Source organism: Bradyrhizobium sp. LVM 105, from assembly GCF_003957705.1.
GTDB lineage: Bacteria > Pseudomonadota > Alphaproteobacteria > Rhizobiales > Xanthobacteraceae > Bradyrhizobium > Bradyrhizobium frederickii.
In genome coordinates, this window is the sequence record NZ_QZMV01000045.1 from 1 (window position 1) to 13,165 (window position 13,165).

General features: G+C 59.5%; 7 protein-coding genes and 7 pseudogenes. 10 read left to right on the top strand and 4 right to left on the bottom strand.

Annotation, left to right across the window (positions count from 1 at the left end; genetic code table 11):
• A partial coding sequence (locus D6B98_RS38660; protein ID WP_205680577.1) for a recombinase family protein occupies window positions 1-1,910 on the top strand: 1,910 nt, incomplete at its 5' end.
• An 8-nt stretch (window positions 1,911-1,918) separates the two neighbouring features.
• On the opposite strand, the pseudogene D6B98_RS38665 reads toward D6B98_RS38660, so the two are convergent.
• Window positions 1,919-2,029 (bottom strand): annotated as a pseudogene (locus D6B98_RS38665) (integrase core domain-containing protein); the annotation flags it as partial.
• A gap of 75 nt (window positions 2,030-2,104) precedes the next feature.
• Between D6B98_RS38665 and D6B98_RS38670 the strand changes: the two are divergent.
• Window positions 2,105-3,093 (top strand): annotated as a pseudogene (locus tag D6B98_RS38670) (IS110 family RNA-guided transposase); the annotation flags it as partial.
• Window positions 3,094-3,164: 71 nt separating this feature from the next.
• Entirely contained in the window at window positions 3,165-3,728 is a 564-nt protein-coding gene (locus D6B98_RS38675) for an IS256 family transposase (protein ID WP_235884955.1), read from the top strand.
• Window positions 3,729-3,790: 62 nt separating this feature from the next.
• Here D6B98_RS38675 and D6B98_RS38680 read toward each other — a convergent pair whose 3' ends face one another.
• Window positions 3,791-4,105 carry a hypothetical protein gene (locus tag D6B98_RS38680; protein ID WP_245481536.1) on the bottom strand — a complete coding sequence of 105 codons (315 nt, stop codon included), beginning with the start codon at window positions 4,103-4,105 and terminating at the stop codon, window positions 3,791-3,793.
• 1,099 nt (window positions 4,106-5,204) lie between these two features.
• On the opposite strand from D6B98_RS38680, the pseudogene D6B98_RS38690 reads away from it, so the two are divergent.
• Window positions 5,205-5,540: pseudogene (locus tag D6B98_RS38690) on the top strand (transposase); the annotation flags it as partial.
• Between the two features lies 1 nt (window position 5,541).
• Window positions 5,542-6,102 (top strand): annotated as a pseudogene (locus D6B98_RS38695) (IS5 family transposase); the annotation flags it as partial.
• On the opposite strand, the pseudogene D6B98_RS38700 reads toward D6B98_RS38695, so the two are convergent.
• Window positions 6,099-7,049: pseudogene (locus D6B98_RS38700) on the bottom strand (IS110 family RNA-guided transposase); the annotation flags it as partial. The pseudogenes D6B98_RS38695 and D6B98_RS38700 sit on opposite strands and share 4 nt — an antisense overlap.
• A gap of 887 nt (window positions 7,050-7,936) precedes the next feature.
• Between D6B98_RS38700 and D6B98_RS38705 the strand changes: the two are divergent.
• Genes D6B98_RS38705 through D6B98_RS38715 form a run of 3 tightly spaced genes read left to right on the top strand, consistent with a single transcriptional unit; the run spans window position 7,937 to window position 10,691 of the window.
• Window positions 7,937-9,115, top strand: coding sequence for an HlyD family secretion protein (locus D6B98_RS38705; RefSeq protein WP_164719153.1), 1,179 nt, complete (start codon window positions 7,937-7,939; stop codon window positions 9,113-9,115).
• Window positions 9,115-9,804 (top strand): glycosyltransferase family protein, encoded by a 690-nt coding sequence (locus tag D6B98_RS38710; RefSeq protein ID WP_235884912.1) that lies wholly within the window; start codon window positions 9,115-9,117, stop codon window positions 9,802-9,804. The genes D6B98_RS38705 and D6B98_RS38710 overlap by 1 nt, the downstream gene beginning before the upstream one ends.
• Entirely contained in the window at window positions 9,726-10,691 is a 966-nt protein-coding gene (locus D6B98_RS38715; protein WP_126262138.1) for an IS481 family transposase, read from the top strand. Before D6B98_RS38710 ends, D6B98_RS38715 begins: the two co-directional genes overlap by 79 nt.
• Window positions 10,692-10,727: 36 nt before the next feature.
• Here D6B98_RS38715 and D6B98_RS38720 read toward each other — a convergent pair.
• Window positions 10,728-10,981, bottom strand: a pseudogene (locus D6B98_RS38720) (IS701 family transposase); the annotation flags it as partial.
• Between the two features lie 62 nt (window positions 10,982-11,043).
• Here D6B98_RS38720 and D6B98_RS41600 point away from each other — a divergent pair.
• Both D6B98_RS41600 and D6B98_RS38730 read left to right on the top strand, forming a co-directional pair.
• Entirely contained in the window at window positions 11,044-11,574 is a 531-nt protein-coding gene (locus tag D6B98_RS41600; RefSeq protein WP_283810203.1) for a 3'-5' exonuclease, read from the top strand.
• 264 nt (window positions 11,575-11,838) lie between these two features.
• Window positions 11,839-12,956, top strand: a pseudogene (locus tag D6B98_RS38730) (IS630 family transposase).
• Window positions 12,957-13,165 lie beyond the last annotated feature (209 nt).

Genomic DNA, 13,165 nt, shown 5'->3' on the forward strand with positions numbered 1-13,165 from the left:
CACGGCAGCCTAACCCCGGCAGAGGCTCCACTTATCGACGCGGATATTCTGTTCAGACAACCGGGGCCAGCTCAGTCTGCCTCGGCAAGGTCGGCGCGGTCTGTGCGCGGGAGGTCTCGCGCTTTGCCCGCAATAGCCGGGATTGGCAACAGCTGATCGAGATGTGTCGCGTCGTCGACACGGTGCTGGTTGACCAGGAAGCTGTCTATGTTCCGCGGCATGGCAACGACCGACTGCTTCTCGGGCTGAAGGGGAGCCTCAACGAGTATGAGCTGGACCTTTTGCGACAACGCTCGCTCTCGGCACGCTACGAGAAGGCCAGCCGTGGCGAACTGATTGCGGCCACGCCAGTCGGTTTTGTGAAGGTCGGTGATCGCTACGAGAAGGATCCGGACCGGCGTGTGCAGGACGCCGTTACGCTCGTCTTCGACAAGATCGAGGAACTCGGGACCGCGCAGCAGGCGCTGCTGTGGTTCCATGAGCACGGCCTCGACCTACCGGTGAAGCAGCCGAACGGCGACACAGCCTGGCGGCGGCCCAGCTACGCGACTCTCCACAGGATGGTCGAGAACCCGGTCTACGGCGGAGCCTACGCCTATGGTAGAACAGCCGTAGCGACGGGGTACGGCGTCCATGGCGCAGGCGCGAAGATCCGGCGGAAGGCGCGCGCCGAGTGGCTCGTCCTCAAGCCGGACGCCCACGAAGGCTATGTGAACTGGGAGAGGTTCGAAGCGATCCGTACAATGGTCTCCAGTAACGTGCCCACGAGCCGGCATCATGGCGCGCCCAAGCATGGCGAGGCGCTGCTCGCTGGGCTCATCCGCAGCCGGCGTTGTGGCCGCAAGCTGACGCTGCGCTACAGCGGTATGAAGCATCACATCCCCCGTTACAGCTGCTCGCGCGGCTGGATGGACAACGGCGAACCGCGCTGCATCGCGTTCGGTGGCTTGCGCGTCGATGATGCGATCGAAGGGGCACTGCTCGGCGTTGTCGGACCCGGCGCCGTTGCGGCGGCTACGGCCGCCGCAGCCCAAGCCAGACATCAGAGGGATCAAGTTCGCGAAGCGCTCGGCCGTGATCTCGAAGCGGCCCGTTACGCCGCCGATCGCGCCTTCCGGCAATATGACACGGCGGATCCGGCAAATCGCCTGGTTGCCGCGGAGCTTGAGACGCGCTGGAATCGCTCGCTTGCCCGCGTCGCCGAGGTAGAGAGCAAGATTGCCGCGCATGATGCGACGACCGCACCGACAGCGATCGATCCAACGATGCTCAGCGTGCTGGCCTCAGACCTCAAGTCAATCTGGTCAGGGCCGACCATCGATGCGCGGCTGAAGAAGCGCATCGTCCGTACGCTGATCCACGAGGTCGTTGCCGATATCGATGACGAAGCGTCCGAGATCGTTCTTGTCGTGCATTGGGCGGGCGGCGCTCACAGCGAGATGCGGCTGCCGAAGCGTCGACGGGGGCAGCGTAACAGCACCTCCGGTGACATCATCGCAGCCATCCGGCAACTGGTGCTGATCGCCAGCGACGACCTGATTGCGGGCCTGCTCAACCGCAACGGCCTCAAGACGGGCAACGGCAACCGTTGGACCCGTGAGCGCGTCACAACCACGCGATCTTATCATCGGATACCCGTCTTCCGGCGGGCCGAGGATAGCGTCGAGCCATGGCTCAATCTCTCCGACGCCGCCAGGCTTCTCAAGGTCGCATCCAAGACGCTGCGCTTGGCCGCAGAAGCTGGTCAGATCGAAGCCGTCCACCCTCTGCCGGATGGGCCATGGATCTTCGCGCGCGCGGCCTTGACCACGGATGCCGCCACATCCATCACCGAACGAGCGCGGCAGAACCCAAGATACCCCGCAGGATCGCATCCCGATCAACAAAGTCTCTTCTCTTCAACAACATAGACAAATGGGTGTTCTGATGCGCGGTTGTAGTCGGCCCGCCAATGTCGGAGTTCGATCCTGGCCTGGGCCAGCGAGGTGAACAGCGTCTCGTTCAACAATTCGTCTCGGAGCCGGCCATTGATGGGGAAGACGGCCCCGCTCCCTCGGCGCTGGCGCTATGCTGGCGATATCTGTACCTAACAGGAGCAATCATCATGGAAGTCGTGACAATTGGGTTGGATATTTCGAAGCACGTATTTCACGTTCATGCGGTTGACACTCAAGGTCAAGTGATCAGCCGCCAACGCCTCCGGCGCGGTGAGATCGTCTCCTTCTTCTCCTCCTGTCGCCCTGCCTGGTTGGGATAGAAGCCTGCGCCACCGCCCATTACTGGGCGCGCGCGATTCAGCGGTTTGGACATAACGTGAGATTAATACCGCCCGCATATGTGAAGCCCTATGTGCGGCGGGGAGCAAAGAACGATGCCGCTGATGCGGCCGCAATCTGTGAAGCAGTTAGCCGCCCCAATATGAGATTTGTTCCCATCAAGAGCGTGGAGAACCAAGGCTTCTTAATGCTTCATCGTGCAAGACGCCTGCTGGTCCGCCAGAGAACCATGACGGCCTGCGCCATTCGAACTCACTTTGCGGAGTTCGGAATTATTGTCGGACAGGGCCGGCAAAGGGTGGATAGTCTTGTGGATTTGTTGGATGACGAGGAACTCGCGCTACCTGCCACTGCCCGTATGGCGCTGGATGTTCTTGTGAACCAACTGAAGGAATTGGACCGGCAGGTCGACGCTATCGAGCGTGAGCTGGCTCAGATGCAGAGAGTAAATCCGATGGCGAAGTTGCTGCCCTCGATTCCCGGCGTTGGTCCCATAACGGCCACGGCGCTCGCCGCGACGGTGCCGGACCCGACCATGTTCCGCTCCGGGCGAGAATTCGCGGCTTGGCTGGGCCTGACGCCTAAGCAGAATTCCACCGGCGGGAAGGACCGGCTCGGCCGCATAACGAAGCAGGGCGACTCCTATCTCAGGCACTTGCTTGTCATCGGGGCACGCAACGTCGTTCGGTATCCAAAGGCACGGTCCCGAGTTGGAGGTGGCTGGATCGAAGCTCTGCTTGAGCGGCGTCGGCCCATGGTCGTCGCTATCGCCGTCGCCAACAAGTTGGCTCGGATCATCTGGGCGAATCTCCGCCGCCTCGAAGAACGGATCAGATCCTCGGCATCTGTGAGGGCGCCAAGGAGGACAAATCCGGCTGGTCATCGTTTCTGCGGCATCTCGTCGATCGCGGTCTCGAGGGCGTGCAGTTGGTTGTTTCCGATGCGTGCCGAGGTCTTATCGAAAGCGTTGCGGATTATCTGCCGGAGGCCCGCTATCAACGCTGCATGGTGCATTTTTATCGCAATGTCTTCAGCCACGTGCCGTCGACCCGGGTCCGCGAGGTGAGCCACATGCTCAAGGCCATTCATGCCCAGGAGAGCCGCGCCGCGGCCGACGAGAAAGCCAGGACCGTCATCGCGGATCTGCGGGCAAGCCGTATGGCCAAAGCTGCTGATCTCGTCGAGCAGGCGGTTCACGAAACGCTCGCCTACTATGCCTTTCCGGACATCCATTGGCGGAAGATTCGAACGAACAATCCGCTCGAGCGCATCATGAAGGAGATCCGGCGACGAACCCGTGTCGTCGGCGCCTTCCCCGACGGTCAATCCTGTCTCAACTTGGCGGCGGCCCGGCTGCGGCACATTGCCGGAACGGCGTGGTCGACCAAATGCTACATGAACATGCGACCGCTCTATCAGCCACAACTCTCTGAAACCGGAGCCGTCGCCTGATCAAAAGTGCGAAACATTCTGGACAGTACCCGTCCAGGGCGTCAGCTAGCGTTCAGAACCGACTAATGCCAATCATAGTCGTCAGACAGCTGCCAAGCTGGTAGCCTTGCGACGCAGCGGTTCAGAGCGATGACGCCCGCAAGCGCGGTCGGTTTAGAGTGAATGAGCACGTCTGCGTACTCCTCGAGAGCCAACCTCTTTTGCTCGCTGATCGCGTCGGCGGCATCAAACTCTGGCCCCTCGACCAGTTTTGCGGATATGGAGGCCGCGGCATCGACTTGCGCGCGCAGCTTGCGGTGATGCTCAATTACCTCAAAAATCGAATCTCGTTCAGTCAGCAAGCGGCATTTACATAATGCGATCTTAGATTGCGCCAACCAATCCTCGTGGGTGCTTGCAGTTCTTCCCAACAGATCCCTTCAGTTTCCACGCTGCCCGTCGCGGTGAGGCCCGACGTGCCGCGCACCACTGCGATTGCTTCTCTCCTGCTCCAAGAAGCGCTTTGAGCGGACGGTTCTGATTTGCGTCACCTGCAGATTCTTGTAGTTGACTGCTCGTGTTCTCCGGGCAAGAGTCGCTCTCGAGCTGACCTTATGCCAGTCGCCGGCCCAATCACAACTGGCAGTATGGAGAGCAGAGCAATGTCTCCGCTAAAAGCAATTGCCAATTGGCTGGAATCGCTAGAGTTGGACATGCAGCTTGAGGTCGCTGGCTTCGCGGCATTTTATATATTTGAGCGGTCTGATGCTCTCACGCTAGGCGGATCGGACCAGCTCGAAGCTCTTCATCGGTGGCTGAACGAGCCGGGCCTACCATCATACATCGCCGCAGACCGTGCCTTATCCTTTCGAATATGCTTCGGTAGCTTTGTCGATGATAGAATGATGGAAGCAGGGTGGAAGCGAACTGAGGAGCTAGTTTGCAAAATTCTTAAAGAAGCGAAGCGCAGCGGGAAGTTCGCGGCTTCGCGCAAGGCGCAGAGGATGCTCGCGCTTCTCCCGGCTCGGAAAGAGAGTTGGGAACGTGTTGTGAGATCCTGGAATGAATTGGCTGTGACTTGTCTAACAAACGAGACTGTACGAAGTTGGAGCGCCGCCAGCACGCGCATTGGGTTGAAGGTTATTCCAAGTAGTGGCGTTCCGATTGTTCCGCTCAGGTCGCCTCATCGAGGCACCGGTTAGTTCTGCCTGCCGGCACTATCTCAGGTGCCGCTCTGTCAGTGACTATCGTAAGCGCGTCGCTCCAGTTCTGCGTCGATGTTCGCAATGACTCTTCCAAACCTCGCGCCAATCACCGGTCTAGCATGTGGTCGGTTGTGAAGAACACGCAAGCCGTTGAGAGAGAATCGATTTTTGGCGAACAGACATGGTTCTGTTCGCAGGATTTCGGCGGGTGAGCCCGCAGTTTCTTGCAAATTGCTCTTGGGCGATCGCTGTGATTCTGTCGCGGCGGGCTAATCAACGACGGGCAATTGCAATGCGGCCGAAGGCGCGGCGGGAGAGCGGACAGAACGATCTGTTCAAGGCGAGGCTCGATCAAATCGTCGATCCGGACCATGCGCTGGTCAGACTGTCGGGCTCGATCGACTGGCGGTTCCTCGAAGACCGGTTCGGCGCGGTCTATGACGATGATCCCGGCAGGCCGCCATTGCCGACCCGCTTGATGGTTGGGCTCGCCATCCTCAAGCACATGCACGACCTCTCGGACGAAGGGTTGTGCGAGCGCTGGGTCGAAAATCCCTACTATCAGCTGCTTTGCGGCGAAGAGTTCTTCCAGCACCGGCTGGTGTTCGACCGCTCCTCACTGACGCGCTGACCACGCACTCCTGATGCTGGCGCGCGAGGCGATCGGCCGGGAGGCCTCGCCGACGGCCGGCGTGATCGACAGCCAATCGGTCAAGACCACGGAAAGTGGCGGCCCTCGCGGCTACGACGCGGGAAAGAAGATCAAGGGTCGAAAGCGCCACATCGTCACCGACACCCAAGGGCTCCTGGTCGGAGCGATCGTTCACGCTGCCGACGTCCAGGATCGCGATGGCGCGCCAGATGTCCTGTGCAGCATTCGCTACCGCTTCCCCTGGCTGCGCCATATCTTCGCCGATGGCGGCTATGCCGGCGAAAAGCTCAAGGCGGTGCTGGAAAAGATCGGCCGGTGGACTATCGAGATCATCAAGCGCTCCGATGCCGCACAGGGCTTCGAGGTGCTTCCGCGCCGCTGGGTGGTCGAACGAACCTTCGCCTGGCTCGGCCGCAACCGCAGATTGGCCAAGGACTTCGAGCGAACCATCGAAAGCGCAACTGCCTGGCTCTTCCTCGCCTCTGTCCAACTCATGACAAGGCGCATCGCAGCGATAAAAACAGCAATGCAATTTTGAGTCAGGCTCTTAGTGATGCTGCCACGCCTGACCGTCTCCCCGGTCGATCGCTCGCCCGGCACTAGGCCAAGATAGCCCATGAGCTGACGTGAGGTCTCAAAACGGCTCACGTCACCAACCTCGGTGGCAAATGTCACCGCGACGATTAGATCGACACCTCGCAGTGTTTGAAGCGCCCGCACGAGTGGCTCCAAGGACCAGGCCGAGACGAACTCTTCGATCGTGCGCTCCAGACGTTCGACCCGCTCCTTGGCGATGCGAACTGCTTCGACCATTTCTTGCAGCGCGATCTGATGCGCGGGATGATCGAACTGCTGTTCCTGAAGCCAACGCAGATAGCGCATCGTCCATCCCTTCTTGCGGGGATAGGTGCGGCCATGCTTGAGCATGAAGGCGCTCACCTGCTGGCGGTGGACCCGCAGCGCCTCAACCGCCGCCGCCCGGGCGCGGACGAGATCTCGCATCGCTTCGTGGCTTTCATCGGGAACCCACACCGCCGTTAACTCGCCGGCGCGCAGCAGCCGGGCGAGAGAAACAGCGTCCCGGCGGTTTGTCTTCACGCGATCGCCAGGCTTCCTCGGGATCAGCGATGGCGCAACCACGGTGCATTCATGGCCGAGCGACCGGATCAGCCGATAAAGGCCATAGCCAGTCGGACCGGCCTCGTAACAGAAATGCACACCACCAAACCGGCTGGCGATCCGTTCAACGACCCGGCGCATGCCGGTCGCCGACGCGTCGACCTCACCGAAGAAACGAACCTCTCCTTCCCGGCCTGTTTCCGCGATCGCGATGGCGTTTTTCAGCTTCGCGACGTCGATTCCGACAAATGCTTCCCTATAATCTGCCACGGCTCGTCCTCCTGTGATGAGGATCGGCTCGGTACGCCCGAGTAACCCTCGGACGCGCAGTGTAGGGCGAGCCACCTCACTGGAAGAGGCGGACATACGGCCTTACCGTCGAGCGGCAGCGGCGCACTTTCGAGTGGGCGCGTCGAGCGCGATACGCTGGGTGGCGCAGGCGCGAAGGACGGGCAGGGTAACGGCGAAGCCCGACGCACGCGATCCAACTCACACTTCCACGGGCATCCGCTGGTCCCCTTCAGGTGGGAGGCCTCCTGATCAGGTCGTTTATGATCAGCCAAACCTCCCAGGCCGCATTACTCAGCACCAAACGATCCCCCAAGGCTTCCATCGCGAGACTTAATCCGATTTGCGACCGTACGTTAGAACATGACAAAGACTGTCCGATTTCCGACATGCAGTCGGTCTGGTGCACTTCCGTGAAACAATATTCCTTACTGATCAAGCTTGTCGCAGTTGGCACAGGGTTTGAACAGAGAAGTGCATCCACGGGAGCCGCCTACGAAGTGGCGGCTACACTAACGCTTCTTCGGCTGTGGCCCTTTGGCGCAATGACACGAGCTGCCACATGGAATCGGTCTCAATAGCACGTCACAAAAACTGCCCTCAATGTGGCTCTGCATTGGTCCACCTCGAGTGGCATGAACGCATCGGTGCGCGGAAGGTCCAAGATCTCTGGCGCTGCTGGAACTGCAGGAATGAATTCATGAACGTTTTCACTTCTGACGATACGGATCCTCCCGCCGCTGAGATCACGAAGCTATTCTTTACCAGCCTGTTAGTCTGATCATGACGCTGAGCCGCTAACACTCGCATCCGAGCGGCGCCGGACTTGGCAATCCAAAGCAGGGCGGTGGGCAGCTTAGGCGAAAACGATTGGACCGTAGGCTGCTCAGAAATACGCTGCGCGACCTTCCCGTCATAAATGCAGTTGGAATGTCCTTATGAGGCTCGTACGTGCAATCGTCGGCTTGGCCCTGTTGGCAGTGGCATTGTACGTTATTATTGGTGAGCACTTCGCTGGAACATCGGCGGATGCTACACTCAATGCTCGGCTCTACATCGTTCGCGCCCCGATCGAAGGAGAGGTAACGCTTGCCGTAAAGAGCATCGGCGCGCGCATTAGCCCCGGCGAGCTCGTAGCAGAAATCAACGACCAACGCTTCGATACCGCGAGGCTTCTTGAGCTTGATCGCGATCGCACGAACCAGCAGATCGAGCTCAACCGTCTCGTTGGCCAGCGAGAGGCATTGTCCGCATCCATGTCTCGCTTCGATGTTCAATCAACTGATTACCAGCGCGGAAGGGTTCGGCAGATTGAGGCTCGAATTGCCGAAACGAAAGCAGCTCAAGACGCTGCGGCCACACGCCTTCGTCAAGCGGACGCAGAATTCAAGCGAGCAAACGAACTAAGCACGCGTGGTGTACAGACGGCGGCGAATTTGGATCGCGCTCGCGCAACTTACGACGTAGCGCAGCAAGAACTGGAGAGTGCGCAGCAGCGAGTGAGATATTTAGAGACGGAACTTACGTCTGCTCGCGACGGCGTCTTCATCGGGGAGTCCTATAACGACGCTCCCTCCTCGGCCCAACGTATCCGAGAGCTCGAGCAGCGGCTGGGCGAGCTAAATGTCGACAAGGAGCAGGTGAAAGCACGTATTGTACAGCTCGGCCGGCAAATCGATGCCGAGCGTCTTCGTGTCAATAATTTGAGCTTCGCTACCCTTAATGCCAGCGTCGTTGGTCTAGTCTGGGACATACTAATAGACGATGGCCAATACGCGCGGCGCGGCCAGGATCTCGTCAAGATCGCAGACTGCAGTACACTGATCGTCACTGCGGGCGTCAGCGAATCTCTCTACGACGGCCTCTCGGTGGGAACGGCCGTGCAATTTCGGTTGTTTCGAGATGATCGTATTTTCAATGGAACCATAACCCGCCTTGGCGGATCCGGTGCGGCCTCGCTCTACACCAATCTTGCTGTGGGTCCAAGTGCGCAACATCTCCAGCGCTTTGATGTCACAGTGACAGTTCCGGATCTTGCAGGAGAGGCAGATCTCGGCTGCGCGAGTGGACGCACTGGACGCGTCATCTTCACAGCTGGCCCAATCGCACAATTCCGTCGCTTTATAACGCGGTACGGACTCTGATGCTTCTGCTGTCCCCACTCGTTGCTGCCTTCGCAGGCGCTGCCTTCATAATTGGGCTTCGCCTTACCGTCTTTCCGTTGCTCAATCCGATGAAGTGGTATTGGCGCGCTCTTCTCCTGGGGGCGGCTGCCGTACTGTCTTGGCGTTATATGGTTTGGCGCTTCACCGAAACGCTGGCACCGCTCGACTGGACTGCGGACGCGCTGTTCAGTTGGGGATTCGCCATCCTCGAAGCTCTGACGATGCTTTCCTCTACCATCGCGTTTTTCATACTGTCGCGGGTGAAAGAGCGGTCGACAGAAGCAGACCAGTACTCCGAATGGTGGCTGCCTGGAGAAGCGCCGCGAGTGGACGTTTTTATCACGACTTACAACGAGCCGTCGGAAGTGCTCGAACGCACTATCATTGGCGCGACGCAAATCCGCTATCCACGGCTTCGGATTTTTATCCTCGACGACGGCGCTAGGAATTGGGTGCGGCAACTTTGCGAGCTGCACGAAATCGGATATCTCGCGCGCTCGGATAAAGAGCATGCTAAAGCGGGGAACATTAGGTGTTTAGTCCCAGGCTTTGATGGTGCATTCTTATCGCACGATTCGAAGGATGCGCTATGGGACAAGTTTTACACGGCTGCGCCACCACGACGGAGGCAGTCCGTCGAGCAATACAAAATAGTCAAGAGAGCCTGAGGGCGCTCGCCAAGCGCTACGGGATCAACCAGAAAACTGTCGCGAAGTGGAAGGAGCGCAAGACTGTCGCCGATATCCCGACAGGCCCCAGGGACACCAAGTCGACAGTGCTTTCCATCGAGGAGGAGGCGATCATCGTCGCTTTCCGGCGGCATACGCTATTGCCGCTCGACGATTGCCTCTATGCGCTCCAGCCGACCATCCCGCATCTGACGCGATCATCCCTGCATCGCTGTCTCCAGCGCCACGGCATCAGCCGATTGCCGGGGGTCGAAGGCAGCAAGCCTCCGAAGAAAAAGTTCAAAGCTTACCCGATCGGCTACTTCCACATCGACATTGCCGAGCTCCAGACCGCTGAAGGCAAGCTCTACCTCTACGTCGCCATCGATCGCACCAGCAAGTTCGCCTTCGTGCAACTGGTCAGGAAGACGGGAAGGACCTCCGCCTCGGCCTTCCTCGAAGCTCTGATCGCGGCTGTCCCCTACAAGATCCACACGGTTCTCACCGACAATGGGATCCAGTTCACTTTCCCGCCGCGCTACGCGGACGGCCCGACAGCACGATACGTGACACATATGTTCGATATGCGCTGCCAAGAAAATGGCATCGAACATCGGCTGACCAAGATCAAGCATCCCTGGACCAATGGCCAGGTCGAGCGCATGAACCGCACGATCAAGGAAGCGACCGTCCAACGCTACCATTACGATCGACACGATCAGCTCGAAGCTCATCTCGCCGACTTCATCAACGCCTACAACTACGCTCGACGGCTGAAGACCCTGAAGGGCCTCACGCCTTACGAATATATCTGCAAATGCTGGACTTCCCAGCCGGAACGATTCAAACTTAATCCGCTCCAGCAAATGCCGGGACTAAACACCTAGCACTACTTTGGCAGATTGTGTTTTCGCCGCTGTTTTTCAAGGATTTCCTTCCGGCAATATGGGCACTGCTGAGGCGGCGGCCGAAGGATGAGATCGACGATGGCGTGACGTACGGCTGGCATGGTTGGCTGAGGCGGAGGCCCGTTGATTCTTGTTTTTCCGCTCCGCGTATGCGAGGCAACGATGTTGCAGGAAGGCGTAGGCAATCATTGTCATCAGGCGTGGCGATGAAGGCCTTGCCATGATCGCCCTTCGAAGTGATCAAGTCCAAGCTCCTCCTTCAGCTGTTGAGTCGGTCCGCCTGGTTGAGCAGCTCCGTCTCCAGCGGCGCCGCATCCCAGACACCGTCCAGATGCGCGGAAAGACTTATCACCAGCATCTCGCGGACGCTAACGGGGCCCCCGACGCGTGGCGGCCAGAAGCAGTCGCTTTGGCTCAGGCGCTCCGCTTTTCCGGGCGGTTTGCCACGGCCGATGCATGGCACGACGAGGCGCGCAGGCTGCTCGCACCGCTGCTTCCGGCCGACGGCCCATCCATCAATCAGCGGCTTCGTCGCAATGGTGAGTTGGAGAAGGTGTTGTTAGTCGCGCCTGCATCGGGCCACCCGGCACGGACAATCCATAGCGTGAAAGGTATGGAGTTTCCCGGGATCTGCGTAGTGATGTCGCCGAGCACTGCGAAGGGCATCATCGATTCTCTGGCCGGTGCCGCTGCGGGCGACAACGAAGAAGCTCGCAAAATCTACGTCGGTGCATCAAGGGCGCAGCGTCTTCTGGCGATCGCGCTGCCGCGGTCGCAAGCCCCGCGTCTGCGGGATTTGATGGTAGCGATGGGCGGCGCCGTTGAGCTGTTACGCTCTAGCAGCCGCCGCTCAAGCCCTTAATTTAGTCCCGTCGCTTTCATCCACCTCACCAGAGAGCCGAGCCGTAGACCGGCGCTGTAGTGATGCGATGATGTTGTCCAACCGTCGCAGTAAGTCATCGTAAGTCAGGATGTCGATCATATTGGCGAACTTGCGCTTGATGATCTCCAGATCGAGTTGCTGGCTCCCATCTAGTGGCCCGAGTCACAAGTTCGCAATCGTAGATTCGCGTTAGATTCGCGTCGCTGTGCCAGAGAGGCGGCTGCAACAGTGACGGAGGATCTGATAGCGGCCCAGCGACTTGCACCCCTGATATTGAGCGATGATGAGCGTGCTGAGCTTCAGTCGCTGACAATGCGGCGAAAGACGGCCCAGGCGCTGGCTCTGAGAGCCCGGATCGTGCTGACCTGCGCGGAAGGCGGTCAGAACAAGGAAACGCGGCCAAGCTGGGCCTAGAGCGGGGGACGGTAGGCAAATGGCGGCGGCGCTTTGTGGAGCAGCGCGTGGCCGGGCTGCACGATGAGCCGTGCTCGGGGGCACCGCGCACCATTGACGATGGTCGCATCGAAGCCGTGATCGTGAGGACGCTGGAAAGCTGCCCCGAAAACGCCACTCATTGGAGTTCTCGCGGTATGGCAAAGGCCAGCGGCTTGTCGGTGTCGACGGTGCAACGTATCTGGCGGGCCTTCGGACTCCAGCCGCACCGGCTGGAGTCATTCAAGCTCTCGATCGATCCGAACTTCGTGGCCAAAGTGCACGACGTTGTTGGTCTTTACGTCTCGCCGCCGGCACACGCCATCGTGCTGTGTGTAGACGAAAAGTCTCAAATCCAGGCGCTGGACCGCAGTCAGCCGATGTTGCCGATGCGTCCCGGCCAGCCGGCCCGAAGGAGCCACGATTACAAAAGACACGGCACCACCTCGCTGTTCGCCGCCCTCGACATTGCGACCGGACGGGTTATCGGCAAGTGCTACGGACGGCACCGTGCCGCCGAGTTCCGCAAGTTCTTGGACGAGATCGAGGCCGCTGTGCCGCGCCAACTCGACGTCCATCTCGTCATGGACAACTACGCCACCCACAAAACCCCGCTGATCCAGAAATGGCTGGCTAAACGGCCGCGCTGGCATGTGCACCTGACCCCGACCAGTTCGTCATGGCTCAATCAGCTCGAGCACTTCTTCGCGCTTCCTACCGATAAGAAGATCAGGCGCGGCGTCTATCGCAGCGTAGCCGCCCTCAGGGCGGACATCGCCTCGTTCATCGAACGACATAACGCTGATCCCAAGCCGTTCTGGTGGACCAAGTCAGCCGACGACATCCTTGCTTCCATCGAGCGCTTCTGCCGTTACAATGCCCCGGTACAACGCGACGCGATGTTGCGAACTTCTGGTTCAGGACACTAGCGCCGAGGAACCATTCGAACGCCGATCAGGACCAAGAATGATCATGGCCTTCGGGCTTGTGACATGGATTGCCATGCCAGGCGGAAGCTTTGCAGAGTTCCTGTCGACGTAGGGGTACCAACCATGGCCTAAGTCTGAGCTGGTCCCGCAAATCTGAACAGCGCGATAAGTGGAGTTTCTGCCTGACGGCGGGCAAGATTGACCCGCGA

Excerpts from the sequence above, each read along its gene's own strand:
- D6B98_RS38710 (WP_235884912.1), top strand. The coding sequence starts at position 9,115 with ATGCTTCTGCTGTCCCCACTCGTTGCTGCCTTCGCAGGCGCTGCCTTC.
- D6B98_RS38715 (WP_126262138.1), top strand. The coding sequence starts at position 9,726 with ATGGGACAAGTTTTACACGGCTGCGCCACCACGACGGAGGCAGTCCGT.
- D6B98_RS41600 (WP_283810203.1), top strand. The coding sequence starts at position 11,044 with ATGCGCGGAAAGACTTATCACCAGCATCTCGCGGACGCTAACGGGGCC.